At 52.9% G+C, this 22,245-nt stretch carries 16 protein-coding genes; 4 read left to right on the top strand and 12 right to left on the bottom strand.

Annotated elements, in window-relative coordinates:
* Window positions 1-2: 2 nt before the first annotated feature.
* Window positions 3-1,166, bottom strand: coding sequence for a non-hydrolyzing UDP-N-acetylglucosamine 2-epimerase (wecB, locus tag FB556_RS05255; RefSeq protein WP_141865538.1), 1,164 nt, complete (start codon window positions 1,164-1,166; stop codon window positions 3-5).
* A 296-nt stretch (window positions 1,167-1,462) separates the two neighbouring features.
* Between wecB and FB556_RS05250 the strand changes: the two genes are divergently transcribed.
* The 4 genes from FB556_RS05250 to FB556_RS05235 all read left to right on the top strand — a co-directional run bounded on the left by FB556_RS05250 (window position 1,463) and on the right by FB556_RS05235 (window position 7,366).
* On the top strand, window positions 1,463-2,356 hold the full coding sequence (locus tag FB556_RS05250) for an ABC transporter permease (RefSeq protein WP_141865536.1): 894 nt from the start codon (window positions 1,463-1,465) through the stop codon (window positions 2,354-2,356).
* Window positions 2,356-3,216, top strand: a complete 861-nt coding sequence (locus tag FB556_RS05245) for an ABC transporter ATP-binding protein (protein ID WP_141865534.1) — start codon at window positions 2,356-2,358, stop codon at window positions 3,214-3,216. The genes FB556_RS05250 and FB556_RS05245 overlap by 1 nt, the downstream gene beginning before the upstream one ends.
* A 119-nt stretch (window positions 3,217-3,335) precedes the next feature.
* Window positions 3,336-5,156: a heparinase II/III domain-containing protein gene (locus FB556_RS05240; RefSeq protein WP_141865532.1), complete on the top strand. Its 1,821-nt coding sequence runs from the start codon at window positions 3,336-3,338 to the stop codon at window positions 5,154-5,156.
* Between the two features lie 101 nt (window positions 5,157-5,257).
* Window positions 5,258-7,366 (top strand): acyltransferase family protein, encoded by a 2,109-nt coding sequence (locus tag FB556_RS05235; RefSeq protein WP_170200379.1) that lies wholly within the window; start codon window positions 5,258-5,260, stop codon window positions 7,364-7,366.
* Window positions 7,367-7,386: 20 nt separating this feature from the next.
* On the opposite strand, the gene FB556_RS05230 is transcribed toward FB556_RS05235, so the two are convergent.
* From FB556_RS05230 to FB556_RS05180, 11 genes are all read right to left on the bottom strand, one after another.
* On the bottom strand, window positions 7,387-8,442 hold the full coding sequence (locus FB556_RS05230; protein WP_141865528.1) for an O-methyltransferase: 1,056 nt from the start codon (window positions 8,440-8,442) through the stop codon (window positions 7,387-7,389).
* A gap of 124 nt (window positions 8,443-8,566) precedes the next feature.
* Complete coding sequence (locus FB556_RS05225; protein ID WP_141865526.1) at window positions 8,567-11,026, bottom strand: glycosyltransferase; 2,460 nt, start codon at window positions 11,024-11,026, stop codon at window positions 8,567-8,569.
* A gap of 2 nt (window positions 11,027-11,028) precedes the next feature.
* Window positions 11,029-13,710: a glycosyltransferase family 2 protein gene (locus tag FB556_RS05220; protein ID WP_141865524.1), complete on the bottom strand. Its 2,682-nt coding sequence runs from the start codon at window positions 13,708-13,710 to the stop codon at window positions 11,029-11,031.
* 46 nt (window positions 13,711-13,756) lie between these two features.
* Window positions 13,757-14,119 (bottom strand): hypothetical protein, encoded by a 363-nt coding sequence (locus tag FB556_RS05215; RefSeq protein ID WP_141865522.1) that lies wholly within the window; start codon window positions 14,117-14,119, stop codon window positions 13,757-13,759.
* Between the two features lie 11 nt (window positions 14,120-14,130).
* Window positions 14,131-15,384 carry a UDP-N-acetyl-D-mannosamine dehydrogenase gene (wecC, locus tag FB556_RS05210; RefSeq protein ID WP_141865520.1) on the bottom strand — a complete coding sequence of 418 codons (1,254 nt, stop codon included), beginning with the start codon at window positions 15,382-15,384 and terminating at the stop codon, window positions 14,131-14,133.
* Between the two features lie 135 nt (window positions 15,385-15,519).
* A complete protein-coding gene (locus tag FB556_RS05205; RefSeq protein ID WP_141865518.1) occupies window positions 15,520-18,441 on the bottom strand; it encodes a glycosyltransferase in 2,922 nt (973 codons plus the stop codon).
* Window positions 18,441-19,535, bottom strand: a complete 1,095-nt coding sequence (locus FB556_RS05200) for an LCP family protein (RefSeq protein ID WP_141865516.1) — start codon at window positions 19,533-19,535, stop codon at window positions 18,441-18,443. Before FB556_RS05200 ends, FB556_RS05205 begins: the two co-directional genes overlap by 1 nt.
* Window positions 19,536-19,602: 67 nt before the next feature.
* Window positions 19,603-20,502 carry a bifunctional DNA-formamidopyrimidine glycosylase/DNA-(apurinic or apyrimidinic site) lyase gene (gene mutM, locus FB556_RS05195; protein ID WP_141865514.1) on the bottom strand — a complete coding sequence of 300 codons (900 nt, stop codon included), beginning with the start codon at window positions 20,500-20,502 and terminating at the stop codon, window positions 19,603-19,605.
* Window positions 20,502-21,227, bottom strand: coding sequence for a ribonuclease III (rnc, locus tag FB556_RS05190; RefSeq protein WP_246057225.1), 726 nt, complete (start codon window positions 21,225-21,227; stop codon window positions 20,502-20,504). The genes mutM and rnc overlap by 1 nt, the downstream gene beginning before the upstream one ends.
* 1 nt (window position 21,228) lies before the next feature.
* Window positions 21,229-21,432 carry a 50S ribosomal protein L32 gene (gene rpmF / locus FB556_RS05185; protein WP_043055764.1) on the bottom strand — a complete coding sequence of 68 codons (204 nt, stop codon included), beginning with the start codon at window positions 21,430-21,432 and terminating at the stop codon, window positions 21,229-21,231.
* Window positions 21,433-21,434: 2 nt separating this feature from the next.
* A complete protein-coding gene (locus FB556_RS05180) occupies window positions 21,435-22,070 on the bottom strand; it encodes a YceD family protein (protein WP_246057224.1) in 636 nt (211 codons plus the stop codon).
* Window positions 22,071-22,245: the final 175 nt, after the last annotated feature.

Raw genomic sequence — 22,245 nt, 5'->3', positions numbered from 1 at the left:
ATCTAATTATTTAGACCATCATCAAATTCTGGCATTCGTTCGCCCACGCCTAGTAACTGCGCAATGGCGGATACGGTGCGAACACCCGCCTTGCCATCACCATAGGGGTTTACGGCTTCTGCCATCGCATCGTAGGCTCCTGCATCTGTGAGCAGGGTGTGGACTTCGTTAAAGACACGATCCTCATCAGTGCCGATCAGGCGGACGGTTCCTGCGGTGACAGCTTCTGGACGCTCAGTGTTTTCGCGCATAACAAGTACTGGCTTGCCGAGACCCGGAGCCTCTTCTTGAACTCCTCCAGAGTCGGTGAGCACGACGTTCGATAAACTAATCAGGTGCGTAAACTGCCCGTAAGCCAACGGCTCGGTAACAACTACATTCTGCTTGTCTTCGATATACGGCAGGACGGCTTCACGAACGACCGGGTTCTTGTGAGCCGGCAAAACGAACACAACGTCTGAATGCGTTTCGGCTAGGCGCGCCAAGGCGCGACCTACGCCGCGCATTGCATCGCCTTGGTTCTCTCGGCGGTGTGTAGTGACCAGGACCAGCTTCTTCCCCGCTGCAACTTCGGCCGCGACTTCACGGAGTCGCTCATCCTCGAATGGGACTTTCTTATCGACAACGTCGTACAGGGCATCGATAACAGTGTTACCGGTGACATAAACATCATTGGCCGGCACCGTTTCTCGCAGCAAGTTATCACGGGATACCGACGTGGGCGCTAGATGTAATGAGGCCAGCTGGGTGGTGAGCTTGCGATTGGCTTCTTCCGGGAATGGTGAAAAAATGTTGAATGACCGAAGTCCGGCTTCGGCATGCACTACCGGTATGCCACGGTTGAAAGCAGCGATTGCACCAGCCGTTGAGGTTGTTGTATCGCCCTGGACGACAACGGCATCTGGTGCAACCTCTTCTAAAATTTCATCCAGTCCCATGAGGGTCTTTGCCATGACGGCATTAAGCGTTTGTCGCGGCTGGATAATGTTCAAGTCGTGAACGGGTGTAATGCCGAACAGCTCGTTTACCTGATCTAACATTTCCCGATGCTGACCGGTCACCGCGACAACTGGCTCTAAAACATCTGATAGTTCCAAGGCTTTGATGATGGGTGCCATCTTAATGGCCTCAGGACGCGTGCCATATACAGGCATTACTTTTTTCAACGTGCTCCTCTATTTGTGTACCAGCACTCAAGGATGTGCTTTTAGGACTGCTGAGCTGAAACCGGACGTTCTCTACCCTATCCTTGGACTAGTGTAGTCTCTCAAACCGTGACGGCACGGGGTTGATGAGAGATAACTGACACCGCTCAGACGGACGGGACCCTGCTCACATGTTCTTAAGCGATCGACGCAGCGATTACCGCCGTATCTAGAATTGTGAAAGTATTATAGGTCGATACCGTAGCGTGAGCTTTTGGTTACGAACCCCGTGTTCGTAGTCACTGAAAGGAAACTACATGGCGACTGAGGGTGTACCCAACCCGTCTCGTGAAGGTGGTGCCGAACTTATACAAGTCGACGGCACCGGTTTCAACCGGGTAGGACGTCGCGAAGGCCTGTGGACATATCTTAAGCGGGTGTGGGATTTCCGACACTTCGTCATTTTTGATTCAAAGTCTCGAATCGCCGGCGAATCCTCTGACGATAACCTCGGCCGCTTGTGGATGGTACTGAACCCCATACTCAACGGTGCCGCCTATTTCTTGGTTTTCGGTATTTTGCTGGGCACCAGTCGAGGTATCGAAAACTTCATCGCTTATCTCATTATCGGCGTCTTTATGTATCGGTTCACGGCATCGACTATTGTTGCCGGGTCGAAGGCGATCTCAGGCAACCGTGCCCTCGTGACAGCGTTTAACTTTCCGCGGATGACGCTGCCTCTTGCCATTAACGTGCGAGAGATGATGCGAAACGTGACAACCTACGTCACGATGTTCGCCCTGATCCTTCTCATTCCACCGTTGGAGCCCATCACGTGGAAATGGCTGGTATTCATCCCGATTGTCGCCCTGCAGTTTTTATTTAATCTTGGCTTGAGTCTCGTGCTAGCGCGGATTGTTGCCGATTGGAATGATTTCACGCACATCCTCACCTTCGGTACTCGTATCTGGATGTACCTATCCGCTGTGTTCTATAGCGTTGATCGTTTTGCTGATTTGCCCCTTATTCTTGCTCTCATGAATGCCAACCCGCTGTTCAATGTGCTCGATATGTCTCGTGATGTGCTGCTCTACGACACATGGCCCGACCCTATGCGATGGTTGATTCTGGGAGGATGGACCGTCGGACTACTGATCATCGGAACTCTGATGTTCTGGCAAGGCGAAGAAAAATATGGAAGGGAACGCTGATGAGCACAACACACGCCATCCAAACTGCGATTACGGATGCCACCGTGGTTGCAGACCAGGCTTCTCTGACCTACACAGTACGGAGCGCGTCCCAGGACAATAGCCCACGCGGTCTCCGACAACGGATCAAAGGGCTGGCGGGAGTCTCTGAGCAGCACGTAGAAGCCTTGAAGCCGCTGTCGCTTGTTGTCCGCACCGGCGAATCCGTCGGCGTGATCGGAACTAATGGCTCCGGTAAATCCACGCTCATGAAGCTTCTCACTGGTCATTTACCTCCGACCCAGGGGGCAATCTACGCGACTTCGACACCGATCATGCTCGGAGTCAATGCAGCTCTTGTTCGCCAGATTTCTGGTTATGACAACATCACACTTGGATGCTTGGCTATGGGAATGACACGTCAGCAAGTCGATGAAAAGCGCGAGGCTGTCATTGAACTCTCGGGCCTGGATGACCGGGCGCTCAGATTACCGATGAAGGCCTACTCATCCGGTATGGCCTCCAGGTTGCAGTTCGCAATTGCAACAAGCATGGATCCAGAGATTCTCATTATTGATGAAGCCCTTAATACCGGTGACGCACAATTCCGAGATCGTACTGCGGCACGGATCACCGAGCTTCGCGAACAGGCAGGATCTGTCTTCTTGGTAAGTCACTCATTACCTACGATTCGTGAGATGACAAATCGGTGTATCTGGATCCAAAAGGGCGAACTCGTCATGGACGGTGATCCAGCCGAGGTTACGAAGACCTACCATGGCTATACCAAGCGCATGGCTCAAAAGAAATACGAGGCTGGAGCTGCCTACTTGGAAGAAGTTCGCAGTGCATATGTCTCCCAAACCGTTTCCTGGGTTTAGAACCACAGCGCTCACCCCCGCTCCGTCCTTGATAGACGTTCAAACGCCACACATGGGTCCCGTCTCACCAAAGCAGTTATCATTAGGGCCGAACGTTGTAACGAAAGGCTGTTAGATTCATGCGATCCTGGGCTAAGCGCCTTTACGAGTTTTTCCGAGGTACAGGCCGTCCCCAGCAGTTTCGCGCTCAACAGCTGACCTATACTGAGCATGACTTTACCTACGGCAATCTAAATTTTGCGGCAGCTAAACGCCAAGCATCGATTGGTAAACACTATGCCCGCCACGCTCAATCAGAACAAGAACTGCGCGACCTGAAACAAGGGACTATCACGCTACCCCCGCATAAGCCCTGGACGGGCGATTACACTGACTGGACCGCAGACCCATTCAGTGATCTGAACTGGCGTTTCCAGTTCCACACACTTCGCTGGATCAACCCCCTTCTGTGGGCCGCTCTCGATAGAGATGAAGAAGCCAAGGCCGAATGGAAACGAATTGTCCGTTCCTGGTCTGAAGCCAACATCCCCCCAGAAAACGCAGAGGACAAATACGCCTGGATGGATATGACCGATGGCAATCGAGCTATCCAGGTCAGTTTGGGGGCTCCTTTAATGGACTCCTCCGATCACTGGTATGTCGACTGTTTAGCGACACACCGCAACTGGCTTCTCGACGACGACAACATCGTGCCGGGGAATCACGGCCTGCATCAAAATTTGGGGCTCTTCGTGGTGGCCAGCGTGCTCGACGATGATAAAGGGGTGTTGCGAGCTATCGAACGCCTCGGGGCACAAATCCTTGACGCCTTCGACAGCGAGGGGCTCAACGAAGAAGGTTCCGTGGCATACCACCAACACAACCTGGTCTGGTGGCTCGAGGCCCGAGAGCGACTCCAGCTCGAAGGATACGATTTTTCACAAGAAGCGCTCGATCGGCTAGATAAAGCCGGTGAGGCAATGGGCTATCTTCTCTTACCAGATAAAACCATGCCGCAAATCGGGGATGGCGGGCGGGGCATGGGGCGTCGCGGTATTCACCCCCTAGTTGATGAGGTCCTCTCCCAGGATATCCAAGACAAAAGCCTGCCACTATTCCGTACATTCCCCAATGGCATGGCGGTCTCGCGCAGCGGTTGGGGGCAGGACAAGCCGTTAAGACATGAATCGCACACTATCGTCCGTTACGGCCCGGACCTCGAACGACACTCGCATAATGACCGAGGTAGCGTCCATATATATACGCTGGGTCGGCGGTGGATAACAGATGGCGGCTTCCACAGTTATCAGCATCGAAATAGCGACCGGAACTATACCAAGTCCAGGTCTGCACATAACCTCGTTAACCTCCCGGAGCAGAAACACGACAAGACAGGAGATGTTCCTGCTCTTCTTGTCCAGCATGACGAAGATCTGCATGTCGTAGAAGTTGTCGATGAAAACTTCGAAGCAGCCCGGTGGCTACGCCGCGTCATGTATCTGCCCGCCCCGAACTGCTGGGTGATATGGGATCGTATTGAAACTGACACCCCACAAAAGATCCGTCAGCAATGGCTCATGGACATAGGTATTGAAGTGACACAAAACGATACGACATCACTCCAGTTGACAGATAGCAAGCGTCAGCTGGGTATGCGCTGGTTCGGAGACCAACCGACCTTCGATATAGTCAATGGTGACCGCAAGACGAAGTCCAAGCGCGGACTGATCGGAATTCGTTGGAAAAGAATGAAAGAAGGCACCTCAGTGCACGCTAACTTCATGGCTGACGAAGCAGAATCTGTAGTGGTTATTGCACCGGGACTAAATCAAGACCTGAACGTTTCGCTCACAAAGCGTTCAGAGATGCACTCTTTCGAGCTGGCTATTAGATCACCACAAAACTTCTATGATCTAGAGGTTGGTGCAGACCACACACGACTTCACAAGCACAAACCATAGACACCGGGGAATATCCTGAGTACTGACGGCAAAGTTCCTGAGCTGCAGCGATTGTATTTGCCTCCTGACTCTATGGTCACTATTGTCAGAGCATGCCGAGCATGACCACACAGCCACCGCAGACGTCGGCTCCCATCAGAGGCTCATTTCGTTTAGAACTTCAAGGGCTCCGTGCCCTAGCAGTGGGTCTTGTTCTGCTTTTTCACCTGTGGCCTCACCACATCAGTGGCGGATTCGTCGGTGTTGACGTTTTCTTCGTCGTATCTGGCTTCTTAATCACCGGTCACCTCTACCGGGAATTGTCACAGACGGGACGCATTTCTTTATCGAAGTTCTGGGCGCGCCGTGTGATGCGCTTGCTACCGTTGGCTTTCACAGTCCTGGTGATCAGCTTTATCGCCATGTTGGTGTTCCTCCCCCAGACCGTTTGGTCGATGAACGTCCGACAGTTGTTGGGATCTTTGTTCTATATCGAAAACTGGGTATTAGCAGCTGATTCAGTGGACTACATGGCCGCGGATAACGAACCGTCACTGGTCCAACATTACTGGTCATTATCGATTGAGGAGCAGTTCTATGTCCTACTCCCCCTCATCTTCGTCGGGATATACCTGTTAACGAAGCACCGAGGCGATCAGTTAACATCACAGCAACATGCTCGACAGGTCATTATCTGGTCTCTGACCGGCATCATCGTGTTGTCGTTTATATTCTCAGTTGGGTTCACCAACTACAATCCAGCACAAGCCTATTTCGTCACGCCAACGCGCTTTTGGGAGTTTGCGACTGGCGGATTGCTGGCTATGCTCCCAGCTACATCTCGGATCCCTACCGGCTGGCAAAACGTGTTGGGATGGGCCGGCATCGTGGCCATCGTCATCGCAGGACTGCTCTACAGCGGCGAGACTCCATTCCCTGGTTATACGGCACTGCTACCAGTCCTTGGTGCAGCATTGTTCATTCGCTACGGCTCTCATCAGCCAGGCTCTGGCGTCTACTGGTGGGCCTCGCTTACGCCTTCGGTTCGGATGGGTGACTGGTCGTACGCTATCTATCTTTGGCACTGGCCGCTTATCATTGTCGCAACTTATCAGTTGGAACCATTCTTGTGGTATCAGAAACTTGTGATCATTGTCGTCACTTTTGTCCTTTCAGCGGCGTCGCAGAAACTCGTTGAGGATCCACTGCGTCGGGCTAAACCCTTCAAGGTGCCACGGCGAGCCTTCACTCTCATGGCTTCGAACATGGCGCTCATTGCTGCAGTGACGTTTTTTATTCCGCAGGTGGTGGCTCCTGAAACACACGAGGAGATCGCAGTCTCAGAGTGTGTGGGTGCTGATGCGTTTCTATCTGACTGTGAGGAACTGGGTACGAACGGTGAGCCTAAGATTCCGGCGACTCAAGTGCAGGTGGAAGCTGAAGAACCGACCTATCCGGAATGCAATATTCCCGATGGCTATACCAATTTCGATCGGTCAGGCTGCAGTCTCGGTGCTCCCGAAGACTCGGCCGCACTGAAGATCGCTGTCATAGGTGACTCCCATGCTCGGGCCTGGTTACCCCTCTTCGATGAACTCGGTAGAGAGAACAACTGGAATATTCAGGGATATACCAAAAGTGGCTGTACGCCTGTGCCACTGTCGAGTGCTGCCCCCGGGACAAGTGGCGCTGGTCGCGATTCCGCAGATGCATGTGCGGAATTCGTGGTCAATTCCTCAGAAGATTTCCAGCATGATGCAGAGCTGGATCTCATCGTGACCGCTGCTGCTGCCACGGATAGGGACTTTTATGGTGCTGATGGTGAAAGCTCAGAATCGATTACGACCCAAGCTGTAGCTGATATGTGGTCGGCGTGGAAGAAGGCCGACAAAGAAGTCCTGGTCATGGGTGAACTACCACACTTCAACCAAATGAACGTGCCAACCTGCGTAGCTTCAAACCCAGGTCAGATCGCCGAAGAGTGCTCACAGAATGTCGAAGGCCTTATCGGCGACCGGGGAACAATCCTCGCGGACACTGCACTACAGCACTCATCATCAGTGAAATTCTACGACCCGACTCCTGGCTTATGTGATGACCAACGCTGTTACAGCATGGTCGGTGGGCTCATCACACGCTACGACCATCATCATGTATCGAGTGATTTCGCAAGATCCTACAGTGCCGACTTTATGAGATTTCTCGAAGAACATCGCGGCTTAGATTTGTAATCTCTTCGTACTACCTGGAGCTAACCGTTGCGACGTTGCAATACTGCTAGCCTGCTCGTCCCGTGCTCAATTTTCTCAAAGTCAGGATATGCTTGCAGCCATGCATCAACGATATTAGCTTCGTCTTTACGGTGGGCGTCATCGAGAACAACTAAGGCCTTTGGAGCCAAGCGATCAATAAGCTTCGGCAAGGATGGGTACCGCGCCTGGGGTCCTGTTGATTGCGGCGGGCCGTCTGCTATAAGCAGGTCAATATCGTGCTGATCTTCTAAGGCGTCGGCTGAGTACCAGTCAAAAGTTCGGCCGTCACATTCGGTTTTCTCTAAAGGTGCGAAACGGCACTCTATCTGTTCTTCGAGCTGATGACGTTTGACTGCTTGCTTCGTTAAGGCTAAATACTTCTCTAAGTGGTCTAAAGAAACCAGCTTGCCACCGTAAGTGCGACAGAGGTAACCAAGCCATATGGTCGAGGTGCCACTGCCTAATTCAAGAATTCGCATCGGCTGACGCTCATCGACCAACGTTATGAGATGTCCGAGCGCTTGCGCGTCGATGGCGTAGCCACCGGTGTTGGGCATCGGGAGTTTGAGGTTGTCATACCGTCCGTACAACTGCAGCATTGCTTCAATTTGTTGTGTGCTATCGTGCACTATACTGCGAACGTTTCTGGCGTTGCCGCGCAGGGTATTTTGGAGGTTTTGATCCAGGTCGTTCATTCTCGTCTCAGCACGCTTATATGACCGTTGTGAATCATTGTTCCCCTCATGGATCAGCTTCTGCGTCTTCAGAATCTGTCGTTGAAGCTGAGCATGCGACTTTTCGAAACCTTGCGTCGCCACATTAATTCTCGCCGCTAGTTTCTGTGTTGTAAGCTTCGCGTTGCGTTCACTCGTGCGCACATTATGTGTCATGAACTGCACACCGAAGAAGATCGATATCATTGTCAGCAGAAGTGTGACATAACCTGTAATCGCGGCAAGTACCCATTGCTGGTACGCCACCGCTAAGGTACCGATCACGGCTAACGCTATGAGTGTGACAATGCCTATGAGGCTGATCTTGCGCAAGCGTGTCATGCGTGTTCTCCAGTCGTGGTAGGGCGCTGTGGCTTGTCAGTCAAGACTATGCGCGGGTCTTGTATCCGGCTACAAGTTTGACAGATTTAGGAATGTTATCTGATGAACTGTGTACGACTGTAATCTATGAGCTCGCGAGGTTCTGGTAGCTTTCGACAAAAGTCTCGGCCACGATCCCCCAGTTCCGATGCACCACGACCCAGTCTCGGCCGTGTTGTCCCAGAGAGACCCGCAGCTCTGGCTCATCTACGAGCCGCTGAATAGCACGCGCAAAACCTTCGATATCACCGTTACGGAATACCAGACCGCGTTCATTATCTCCGGCAATCTCTGCCAGTGGTGCTACGTCACTCACGATAATTGGTTTAGCCAACGCTAGCGCTTCGAACGGTTTCAACGGAGTAATGGTCTCAGTAGCTCCGGTTGATCGTCGTGGATAAACCAGCACGTCCATCATCTTGTACTGATCAATCACTGCTTCATGCGGCACCCTGCCGGTCAGTTCAAAGACTTCATCGAGGCCGTCAGCTTTGATCCGCGAACGAACAGCGTTGTACTGTAACCCGTCCCCCACCATGCGGACGCGGACTTGCGTTCCACGGACCCGAAGGATTTTAACTGCCTCGATAATATCTTCGAGTCCTTCATAGTCCTGGAAACTGCCAAGATAACCAATGGTGAACACTTCATTGTGGGGAGGCGGTAACGGTGAGAAGCTATCTACGTTCACCGCGTTCGGTACAACCTGAATCTTGCTAGCATCTACACCACGATCGATTGCAATCTGTCGGACCGCCTCATTCATGACCACCAGCTGATCAACCTTGGTCATGGTGAGCGTCTCGGCAAGTTCTGCAAACGGTGACCGTTTGAGCAAGTGAGACGCCTGCTCACGATCTTGGTATACCAGTTCCCACAGACCGCTGACCTCGTAGAGGATTTTCAGTCCGAGTTCACGTGCAGCAATCAATGCCGGTAAGGCAATTAGAAAGGTCGACCTGACATGAATGATCCCGATCCCCCGTTTTTTGAACAACGCTTTGAACGGCTCGATGAATGACATCATGTACCGGATCTCGCCGTGGTTTCGGGTAACATCCGTGGCAGGAAGGCGTTGATAGTCAACCTCATCAATGGTGACGGTAGAACGCTCCGTAAGTACCCCAGTCGGAAAACCTGGACGAGTCACCGCGGTAATCTCTACACCAGCATTCCGCAAGGATTTCAGGATGCCATGGGCACGAATGGCGTACCCGCCTGTCTGATCAGGTACAGAAGCGTGCGAGACACAAAGTATTTCATCAGGGTAGGAAACCTGTATGGTGCCAACGGTGGACGGAAGGTGTGCTACACGGTCAGTCAGGGCAAGTGCGGCCTGTGCTTCACCGTAGAAGAACTGAAATGCAGGCTCGAACCCGTAGGGAATTTCCTCAATGTATTCAATTACTTCTTCAAAGCGGTTCTCACCAAATAGCTGTGCGGTGCGAACCAGGTGTTGATAAAAACTATCGTTTTTGGAAAGTACTGAGGCACTGTTTCTGTGAATCCAGGACTCCCCGACCAGCCGTATGGCTAGTCTGGACCGAAACATGCTGACGCGTTGAGTTGCGGGAAGTTTCTCCAAGAATGCTAAAGCGAGGCCTCTTACGTCGTCCGCTTGATAGGTCGTGCGAGCTGCCGAGAACTCTCTGCGACGGAATCCCCAGATTGGTTGTGACGGTGTGAGAGCTCGGACCAGCCCCTTATCTAGGGGACACAAATTGATCCCTTCGCGCAGAAGACCTGACACCGCCAGAAGTACGCTGATTTGATCGTATATCCCAGTAGAGCCGAGCCCCTGCAATTCTTGACCAGTATGGACTTCAGTGATGTCCCACTTGTTTACGGTTTGGGGTTCTGCGACGATTCGCCAGTGCGGTGCCCACAGGGCTGCGGGGGCTGCTGAAACAAAATGATCCGGTGCGTGGGGTTCTAAACTGATCTCTAGGTATGGAGCAGCGAGTACCTGATGTAATATTCGCGCCCACTCATTGTGCTCGTCCGCAAACGTCATGATCGCCAGTTGGAAAATTCGAACGTCTGCTGCAAAAAAGTGTTGCAGAACGGCAGAGATGTCCTGAACCCTCAATTCATCGTTCTGTGCGTGCTCTACGAGTTCCTGGATTGGAGTGGTTCGGCTGGTCCAGACCGGGGCATCTGGACGGCGAAGATTGGTGCCGTCACTGACGAGTTTCCAGTCTTTGATTGAGTACGTTGTGTAACCGGTGCGTTCGCGAAGGATTTGGAAGTGTTCTGCAAGATCCGGTCGCGATTTCAATACGGCTTCAGTATCCCCGATACGCGCTAAGATCCTAGGCCCATACTTTTTCCAACTCGTATGCCGAATTGTATCTAGGAGGTTTATTGCATCGGGAATGCTCTCTAAGCCTGCTACCAAACGGTGCAAAAGGAGCTCTTGGATCCCGTCAGCAGGTTCGTCGGCAATCGATGAGAAAAACTGGACCGATTCGAACCGTCCGGCACGAAGTGCCTGGGACTGCAATAACGCACCAAGATACTGTCGTTGCCAGCCTTGTATAGCCATATCTAGTCGTCCCCACTCGCCTGCTGGTCGGTCGCTTCATGAACCATCAGTGTCCAAAACTTTTGGGCTTCTTCAGATTGCCATTCATGGTCCCCATATATTTGGCCGAGTTCTGCGATCGTTTTAATGGCTCTGGGGCGTTGATCGGCAGGAACATCGGCTAACTTGCGCAAGTACCATCCCGTGAAGAACGTTTCCATGCGAGTACTCCGGTAGTCCTCAACCAAATCTACTTCGCGTAGCCACTGACTGCGTGCTTTTTCTAGCGGCAAATATTTATCGAAGAATTTTGCATTGACCGTGTTGACTACGGAGTTTTCGACCTGTGCGTAATAGGTATGCGCGGGCAGTTTCAAGATAGCAAAAGTGTCCGCGTAGTACAGCATCTGTTGGAAGAAATACGAGTCCTGTCCTACAGCCCCAACCGGTTGTGTAATCCCGGTGTCGCGTAACCAGTCGGTACGGGCTACTAAGGCTTGAATGCTGATCGGCATGAATTGCATATCCACAAGAGCTTGTGGCCCACCGCGGCCTACGCGACCTTCTATTCCAAGACGGTCTTGGAGGAATTTTGTGTAGCGCACCGCGTTATTACTGCCGCGCCATCTCGTCATGTCTCCTACTGCGAAGTCGACATTCGTTTCGATGACTGCGTGTAAAAGTTTAACGTATGCGTCATTGAGGGCTTCGTTATCGGGATCGAGATACGTGACGTAGTCACAGCTCGCCAGTTCGAGACCTTTGTTCCGTGGCCGTGATGCGCTCCCAGAGCCGCCCGGCTCGAATCGGTACACCTGGACCCAGTCCAGCTCCTGTTCCAGTTTGTCGATTGCTTGTATGGTCGCAATATCGGTTGAGCCATCGTCCACGAGTACGATTTCCAGTTGGTCGAATATGCTCGACCTCCGTAAAGAAGCTATGCACTTGTGTAATAGGTGCGGGCCATTATTGTAAATCGGCACGACTACGGAAAGAATTGCGGGCTTCTTTGAACCTCTTAGCGGTTCTGTAAGTTTTATAGATGAGCTCCGGGGTGTGATCCCGATTTCATCAATACGGTAGCCACTACGTGGATTAATGTGGGCAGGCACGTCCCCAATGTATTCGGCCCCAAACCTTGTTACATTGTCGGGCTCTGCGTACATATGTCGGAGTGCGCTTCCAACGGTCGACGGCACCTTTTCGACAGTGCGTGCATCGGTATAGCGGAACGCATTGACTAGATCTTCCACGTGGGTCGGAGCGTACTCGTAGTCGGTATCGACGTGCACGACAATATCCGCCTGTTCCTGCAGTTGCCGTACCTCAGCTACGGTTTCTTTTTTGATGACCTCCACGATATTGCGGTAGGTCTGGCGGTCGATTTCTGTATCCAGATGATCATCGTTACCGTGTTTCACGACCACCACTCGGGGGTCTGCAACGTGGGCACTAGTCCCGACAGTTTCGATAATTTTTGCGATACGCATCAAGGCCAGATCGTTAGAGAACACCGAACGAATACCAGCTGCCTGGATCTCTCTGATCTGAATATCATTTAGGCTATTGAGCGCTGCCAGAGTATCCGTGAAACCGTTGCTGATGTGCACATGCGGGTACCGCGAATTCAAACCGACGTTGTAGTTACTCAGTACGACCGTACCTTGTGCTTGAAGTTCGATGGCGCGGTTAGCAAACATCGATGATGAGTTTGATACCGAATTGAGGTTGATGCTGACATCTACCAGTCGCTGGATATCCAGCAAGGGCTGATGCTCTATTGCAGGTGTGACAAGATGAGCGAACCGATTCGGGAACTTGTAACGCTCGTCGTTGAGACGGGAATTGCGATCAAAAATGACGAGATCATAGCCTTCAGATGCGACGACCGCATCGAGGATGTCATTCCCCCAGCGACTACGGTCTTCGTATTTGTGGTTAAACCACGAACCGGCAAACGGAATGATCCGCTGAATCTCTCCTTGTTGGCTTCCAATCGGTGAGTGATGGTTCGGGTTAATCCCGAACGGTAGAACGTCTATGCTCTTCGCTTCGGAGCAATCACGCTGGTATTTTGGAACCATTTCTGCGGCAGAGGTAAAGATATAGTCGGCCTGTTGAGCAAATGGCAAAAAGTGATTGTAGTTTGGGGGGTCTTCTTTTGAGTAAAAGACAATTGGGATGTCCAACGCCCGGTAGTACGGCAGGATTTCTTCAAACAGTTTCTGACGTTTCTCGCTGGTCTTCGTGGTCACACCTTTCCACGAAACACCATCGACGCCACGCCACGTCGAAACCATCAAGAGAATATCGAGGTCGGGAAATTGCGTGTAGTTATCCGGATAGATGGGTTGGAAATCCGCGAGACCTTCGAAGCTCTTGTACAGAAAGAGATCTGCGATAATGCCAATTTTGGTGGTGAACGGTTTGTTCGCAATACCAGCGCTTGTCGGTGGTAAGTCTGCGATCTGCTCCAGAAGGCCTGCTCGCAGTTCTGGCCCCGACGGGGCTGAGAATGCATATTGCAGTCTTTCGGTGATCGGCTGTGCTTTGACCGCTGTGATTTGCTCTAGTGAGCTTTGTGAAGCGAGGTCTTGGTAGGTCGAGGCACGGTTGGCAACAGCGCGCTTTTGCAGCGCAAGTTCATCAAGGCGTTTCTGCAGGACATCGAATCGGCGTGGTGAAGCCTCTGGTGCCAGACCCATTAATGAAACACTTTCTTTAGACTATGTGCGACAGCATGGAACGGGGCTACTTACCGAGATTCTTGAGACCGTGGTAAGCGCGATGCACCCCCGGGAGTTTTCCGAGTGCGCCGCGGACGCGTTTGCGTAGCGTCCGGTTTTTAGGCGCCTGGATTTCGCCTTGCTTCTGAAGCTCAACGGTAAGATCGCTACCTTCCGCCATACGTTGAAGTAGTTGCTGAGCGTCTTTTACACGATTGGGGTATTTGCGTTGCAGATATGCCCACAGCAGGTCGTTCTCGAGACGAAGACTCCGCTCGCTTTCCAGCGCAGCGCTGAGTTCCGACTGCAAACGTTGCTGTGCTTCGAGTTCTTCCAGCAGGCGCTGTTGAACCGTCTCAAGACTCGCTTCGTCAAGGTTCATGCTCATAGATCGACAGTCTACTTGCTATCGCGCCATTGGCCGCGGGTGTCTATGACGCGTTTTTCGTAGGCTTTTGGACCCAGGTCGGCAAACGCGGTGTGATCCACGAGCAGTACGACGATATCGGCACGATCCAGGGCTGTCGCGACGCCGCAGAGCTCCAGGTTGTCGTACCCCTGCAAGCGAGCGGGGAGTTCGTCAATATGGGGTTCCACGGCCAGGATGTGCGAGCCGGTGAATTCTTTGGCGAGAGCCTCGGTGATATTCAAGGCTGGGGATTCGCGCAGATCGTCAATGTTCGGTTTGAAGGCCAGTCCGAGGGTCGCGATGACGGGGGTGCGTCCGGTGGCTTGTTGGACATCAAAGGCTTCGGCCTTGATCTGACGGATGACCCATTCGGGTTTGGCGTCATTGATCTCGCGCGCATTGCGAATGATCGTGGCCGTCTCGGGAGCGGCGGCGACAATAAACCAGGGATCCACCGCGATGCAGTGCCCGCCGACGCCGGGCCCGGGCTGGAGGATATTCACCCGCGGGTGGCGGTTGGCTAATTCGATGACTTCCCAGACGTCGACGCCGATTTCATCGGCAATCATCGACAGCTCATTGGCAAACGCAATGTTCACGTCGCGGAAGGAGTTCTCCACGAGCTTGGACATCTCGGCAGTCCGAGGGTCAGTGGTCACGAGTTCGGCTTCACAAAATGTCCGGTACAACGCTACGGCCCGCTCGGCCGCCTCGGGCGTGGAGCCGCCAATAATCCGGTCGTTCGTGACCAGTTCTTGCATGACTTTGCCGGGTAGGACTCGCTCGGGGGCGTGGGCAAATTGCAAGGTGCCCGCAGCCTTCAGATCCGGGCGTTGTTCGTGGATGACCTCGGCGAGGCGTTCGGTGGCGCCCGGCGGCGACGTCGATTCCAGGATCACCAGCTCATCGCCCGATAGCTGGGCGGCCAAGGTGCGCCCGGCGGCCTCAATGTATGATAAGTCCGGAGTTTTGTTCTCCAGAAACGGGGTCGGGACCGCGACGATATAGGCATCAGCAGCCGGCGGCTCGGTGGAGGCGGTAAGTCGACCAGCGGCCACATTGCGGGCGACAAAGTCTCCCAGCGCGGGTTCGACAAAAGGGACCGAGCCGGCATTGACAGCTTCGACCGTCTTCGGGTTGACATCCACGCCATACACGCGCAACCCGTTGTCCGCCAGGATCGCCGCCGTTGGCAACCCAATATAGCCCAGCCCGATCACGGCAACACTGGAAATATTCGACATTCACTATCCTTCTCACGGCACGGCTTTGCACCATATTGCTTGGAGACTCTAACTAACCAAAGTTATCCAGCTGACTATTATAAGTCAAAACCAACAGTGCCCTTCCGTGCCGGTCACGTAACTCGACTTCTACTGTTATTGAGCCAAAATTCGGCGATAAAGCTCATCGTACTTTTGAGCGTTAGCCTGCCAGGTGCGTTCTTCCATTACCCACTGTCTCCCAGCAGTGCCCATCCGGTGAGCTAGATCGGGATCGTCTAGCAGACTTGCAATTGCGGCCGCCCAGGCCGCCGGATCTTCAGCGGGAACCAAGAGACCGGTCTTTTCATGATGAACTAGTTCTGATAATGCCGGCAGATCGGAAGCTAGGACTGGTTTTCCGCTAGCAGAGGCTTCCACTGACTTCATAGGGGTCACCATGCGGGTCACTTTGGTCGATATTCTCGGCACGACGAAAATATCGAGAGCTTGATGATACAGGTGAGATTCTTCTCTACCGACGCGGCCCGGTGCGATGACCCGGTCCGCAATGCCAAGCTTCCGAGCCTTCTCCAGAATATTGGGCAGCGCCGTGCCATCCCCCACTATCAACAAACGCAAGTGAGGGCGTTCTGGCACTAGTTTCGCGGCTGCTTCGATAACAGTCTCAATACCTTCGTAGGGAACTAGTGAGCTGACCGTTCCGACATATTCCAGATCAGGGTCTAACCCCAGCTCGATACGGGCCTGTCTTGTGTCGCCGGGTTCTTGGAGGAATTGACCACCAACAGCATTTGGGGATAGTACAATGCTTTCACTCTCAGCACCGAAGTCAACGAGGTTGGCCTTCATCTGCTCTCCCAGGGTCACCAACCCGTCAGCCGCGAGGGTCGCCTCTTTTTCGCGAGTCTGGAACAACCGGTAATAATCCGTGTAGATCGCGTCCTCGCCTCGGGTAGAAGCCCACGTGTCAGCAAGCTGTCCGCGCACTTCATAAACCCATGGAATGCCAACAGCGTTAGCAACGGCTTGCACCACGACTGCATTAGTCCAATGGGTGGTGGTATGGAGCAACGCCGGGCGTTTCCAAAGAACGTGCTGGAGGAGCATCTCAGCATTTTGTTGCAATCGCTCACTGAAGTGCGACGCTAACTGTTGAGGCAAGAGCCGTTGATAGCCGATACCGTCGACGAAATCTTGAGATTCAGCCAGCAGCGCGCCGGTTGTGATCGGCCAGCCGATTCTGGTGACTGCAGACAGATCCCAGCCGAGTTCTTTGAGGGCTAACATGATGGAATGTGAACGCTGAGCATAACCGGAGGGCGTATGCGGCAGGGAGTTTGTCAGAACATGTAGCACTCGCCCTTCGGTGGGGTGATACTCCCCTATCGGCTGCAGCTGCGGCATGGCACCTTGGAAGCTTTTAAGCTCCGATGACCAGCGCGCCACAGTTTTCCGTTCACGCTCTGCGGTTTTCATCAGCTCAACCGCTTGTGCCATATCCCCACGAGTCCATGCCACCCAGGCGCGAGCCGCAACGAGCCCACGGGTGTTTGGTCGCACCCGATCAAGGAACCACTCGGCGGTCTGAAGATCACCCAGCGCAATAAAAACCCGAGCGTAATCAATAATCTTTCGATCGGTCCCACGCTTACCGAGGAGTGCACAAGCTTGAGTTTCCAGCTCATCGGTTCGACCAAGCACTGCTTTCCCTATAGCTGAGACGGTATCCAGAGGTCCACCATTAAAGTTGGACGCGACCATAGCTATCGGCTCGCGTAGCCGCTGTGGTAGACGCCGAAGAACGAGCAGGCCAAATAACGCCCGGTTATTTTTCAGATGCTCTAAAGCAGCCGTAGCTGAGATCGAAGCTGCCGTCGAGGAACGTTTGAGGAAGCTCGTGTTGGTTTTTTGTGGGAGTTTTCGTTTCAAGACCGAGTCCAATTTCATTACTTGAGCTGTATCCGATGCGTGCTCGGCTACCCAGGCTTGGCCCGCTTTCTGAGTAGGTGTCGAATGCGCATCTTGTGCCAACCGCAACCAGGTATCGGCCAGTGATTGCGGGTCATTGTGCACGACCTCGTGGTCGCCTGCCTGTTTCAAGATGTCGGCTGCTTCTCCGCAGACCACACCGGTGATGTGCTTGCCGTACGACAATAACTCATAAGTCTTCGAAGGGACGGTGTGGGCGAAGCTTGCCCAATCAGAACGCAAGCTCACAACACAGGTATCGGCCCAACGATAATTCTCGACGGTGTCGCGGCCGAATGTCGGGTCCAACATCTCAACGGGTCGGCCCAAAGAGTCATTGAGTGCCATAAGTGCAGGCTTCTGCGTACCGTCGCCCACGAATCGCACTGTAATCTTCGGATTCTGCGTCCGAGCTATCTCTGTTGCTTCTATAAGGAGATCCAATTGCTGAGATTCTCCATGATTGCCCAGGTATAACACGTTGAGTTCGCCAGCGGTTCGCTCGCGTGCTCGTAGCAGCGGGAGGTCCTCGGTCTGTCGACTGTTGAAGATCACCTCGACAGGGGGCATTTTGCGTTGTTCTAAGGTCTCCGCAAAGCCCCTCGTGACGGCAATGAGCTGATCGGAAGAACGCTGAAGCCGTGTGATAATATCCGCCACCAGGGTGCCAAAGAATTTACCACCGGTCTCGGATTCAAAGATAAGATCTGGCCATGCATCGCGCATCTCGACCACAAAAGGCACACGTTTTATCGAGGCGATAATTCTGCCAGCCACCAGATTAGGCAATGCAGGCACTGTAGCCACAACTATGTCCGCGTCGGAAAACACAGACAAAGGTACTGACGCAACAGCATGAATAACAGCTCTAGCTAAGCGGCCGCTTCTACTATCAGGAAGAAACCCTACATCGGGAGTTCGTCGGATCTGCAGGTACGGCTCACCAGTCTGGGCTAGATCTACATAGCGTGGATCGGCCGGCGGTGTTAAGACTTCAACATCCCACCCTGCAGCAGTTAGCCCCGCTAGGAATTTCTTCCATCGACGTTGCGGTGCAGTCGATTCAGGGGTGTAGGAATGAGTAACGAGCAGTAAACGACGATTCACTACAGAATTTCATCTTCCGGTGCAGCGGGGGCTTCTTGCACTGGCGCATCTTCAGCTGAGCCACCAGTCCCATCGAGACGTTCTTCTTCGAGTCGAGCTTCAAGCTCTTCAACGAATTCTGTCATCCTGCCCTCGTCCATAGCCGTGCGCATATCGGCCAGGCTTTCCTCATCTGGCCAGACCACCGACGCTCCCCCAGGGGTGGTACCGGTCCCAGTGTTTGGAATGGTAAAGCTCGTGATAGCTGACGGACGCAGTTTATTCATGGACATGCCGTAATTAACGAGGGTTTCGGCATCTAACGATTCATCTACGGTGAGATACGGAGTGAAGGCGCTCACCATGCCTGAAATCTTCGTGGGGTTGGTCAGTGTAGCCGAGTCAAGAACCCCGGCGGCAATTGCGGTGAGGAACTTCTGCTGGTTTTTTACCCGCTGATAATCCCCGTCGATGAATGCTTTGCGTTCTCGAACGAAACGCAGGGCATCGGTGCCTTCTAACCGAAGTGTGCCTTCAGGGTAGAAACTGGGGTTGACCTGACCGGAAGAAAACGCCATGTCGTTGTCGATTTCTACTCCACCAAGGGCTGTTGTCAGATCACGGAAACCGTCAAAGTCGACGACCACCATGTGATCAATCTTGGCACCGGTCAGACCTTCAATGGTCTTAATGGTCAGCGGGTACCCACCGTAGGTCTGAGCTGAGTTCACTTTCGACATGCCGACCTCGGGAACCTCAACCCATAGGTCACGCATAATCGACATCACGTACATTTCGTCGCGTGACTCGGGTATGTGCACGAGCATCATCGTGTCAGAGCGCTGGTCTTCAGCCTCTTCATCTTCGCGAGCATCAGAACCTAGCACCAGAATATTCATTTCGCCGTCATCGAAGGCGGCTGTATCCAGGTCGATCCCTGTTTCAACGACTTCTCGGTTGGTATCGAAATCATCTGCTATCTGTGTGGTGAACTGTGATGCCGCAAAGATTGTGGAACCAACCACGAGTGCTGCTGAGCCGACAATTGACCATGCTGCACCGCGCCGAGGTAAGCGAACGCGGCCGACACGCTTTGGTGCTGGCTGTTGGCGCATATGCAGGCAGGTTCCTTCTCTTCAGATGCAGGACTATACGAAGTGTCATGGACGAGTATAGACGGTTTTACCACCGCGCACGCCGCGGTATAGGTTGACACTTCGGGCAATAATATGATGATCGGTTCATGAATTTTCGGCGTACGATGAGCGTCTCAAGACCGTCTTCTTGACACACGACGCACGGTTTACCCTCACGCCCATATACATTCAATGAACGATCAAAATAACCCGATTCTCCGTTGACGTTCACATATAAAGCGTCGAAAGAGGTGCCGCCCTGGGCCAACGCTAAACGCATGACCTGTTCGGCAGCTGAATAGACCCTGGAGACTTCCTTCCGAGTCAAGGTCTCCGTTGGCCTGGCGTAATGCAGTCGAGCGCGAAACAGTGCCTCATCGGCGTAAATGTTGCCGATCCCGGATGACACGGATTGGTCCAGTAATGCGCGCTTGAGGCTGGACTTTTTCTTCCGGAGCGTCCGAAATACGGTCTCGGTATCAAACAGGGAGTCGAGTGGGTCTCGGCCAATGTGTGCCACGGTTGCGGGAATAAGCTGCTCGGGATGATCTTCTGCAGGTATCAGCGTGTCGAGATATAGCCCGCCGAAGATGCGCTGATCGACAAAACGCAATTCTTGTATCCGGTCGTTTTTTGAGATGGTGATGCGAATCTTCAGATGTTTAGGATCAGCGATATCGGGGTCTGAAATAAGTACCTGGCCGGACATACCTAAGTGGATGACTAATGCGAGGTAGCCTTCGTCGAGTGCAATCCACAGATATTTGCCCCGCCGATAACTCTCACCCAATCGCTGTCCGGCGAGTCGAGCGATAAAATCTTCCGGTCCCTGCGCGTGGCGGCGGAGGCTTCGATCATCTAAGACTTCGACATCAGTGACTCGGGCATGACTGGCCCACTGCTGTACACCGCGTCGGACAACTTCAACTTCGGGGAGTTCAGGCATTAGTGTTTTTCAATGTCACTCAAGCTATGCCAGGCGGCCAGCCGTTCTGCATCTTTTTTCGTTTTTGCTTGTGCCGTGGCGTAGGCCTTACCACCAACCAGTAGCGTGGCTTCGAACGTGCGGTCGTGATCTGGGCCAGTGCCATCAACCCGATATTCAATGGCTCCAAGACCACGTTTATCCACGGCGATTTGAACTTGCGTCTTCCAGTCTTTGCCCGCACCCATAATGCGTTGGTTATCCAGCAGTGGAATGACGTGCCGCTTGACAATAATCCAGGCGTCGTCGAACCCAGCGTGCAAATATGTGGCGCCGATCAGCGCTTCAAAGGTATCCGCTAAGATCGAGTCCTTATTGCCACCGTGGGTGCGGATCTCTCCTTCTCCAAGGAGGATGTGCCGCCCGAGGTCCATTTCTCGCGCCACGTGCGCTAAGGCGAACGTCGAGACGATCGAGGCGCGCTTTTTGGCAAGCTCGTTTTCGGCTTCGTCGGTGTAGGTCTTGTAGAGATAATCTGTCACAAGGACACCAAGTACTGCATCGCCGAGAAACTCGAGCCGCTCATTGGTGGGTAACCCATCGTGCTCGAAGGCATAGGAACGGTGGGTTAAAGCAAGGCGAAGCATCTCGGGGTCAAAACTGACGCCGAGATGCTTCGATAAGTGTTCTTTTGTGTTCTCAGCGGCCCACGGAATGTTGGGCGTGGAATGTGCTGAGGTAGTCACTTTAGATGTCTGCGACTTTGCGACCCTTGTATTCCATGAATAATGGGGTGCCAGCTGAGTCGGATACGACGTGTGCCTGGTGTGGCAGACGGTATTCTACTTTGCCGTTTTCGACGACCTTCACGAGTTTTGGTGCGGTCGCTTTCCATTGTGCACGGCGTGAGCGTGTGTTGGAACGGGACATTTTCCGCTTTGGTACAGCCACAGTTATCTCTTTTCTTGTTGCTCGGAATTTTTAGATGAAGTTTCTTCGTTTCCATTACCCGAAACAAAATCAGCTAATGCAGCCCAACGTGGGTCTAACTGTTCGTGGTGGTGATCTGGGCCGGCTTCTTCAAGACGGACTCCGCACTGATCACATAGACCTTCACAGTCTGGTGAACACCGAGGTTGGAACGGTAACGAGGTTACCAGGGCATCACGCATAATTGGCTCAAGATTGATCAAGCCGTGTTCCACGAGATGTTGCTCATCTTCTTCAAGCATCGGATCATGCTCGAACTGGAACAGTTCTTGGATATCAATGGTGACGGGTTCGGAAATGGGATCTAGACACCGGGAGCACTGACCTGTGAGTGTGCCCTCTACGGTTCCAGAGACCAAGACGCCTTCATGGACCGAATCGAGACGAATATCCACTTGCATTGCTGAGTCCTGTTCAATTCCGAGTAGTGGAACTGAGAGTTCAGCTGGGGCTGGCCAGGTCACTTCGGTGTGTTCTGAAGAGCCTGGTGAATCGATTAGGTTGCTAATCGATAGAACCCATGGTTTCGTTTTATCAGGAAGTGTAACTCCTGATTGAATACTAATTTCTGACATGAGCCGCACCTCCTGGTTGCTCATATAGCGAGTCTAATACGTTACCGGTATACCGGTTGAATGAATATCTAGTATCACTAAAATTCAGTCAAGGCCAGCCAGTAACTCTAGTCCATAATGCAATCAGGACAAAATCGGCAACCGGAGATTATAACGCCGACGTTCGTGCAGTTATTCCAGGGCAGACCAAAAATCAGCC

This window comes from Enteractinococcus coprophilus (assembly GCF_006716305.1).
GTDB classification, from domain to species: Bacteria; Actinomycetota; Actinomycetes; order Actinomycetales; family Micrococcaceae; genus Yaniella; species Yaniella coprophila.
This window is presented reverse-complemented; position numbering and strand designations above follow the sequence as displayed.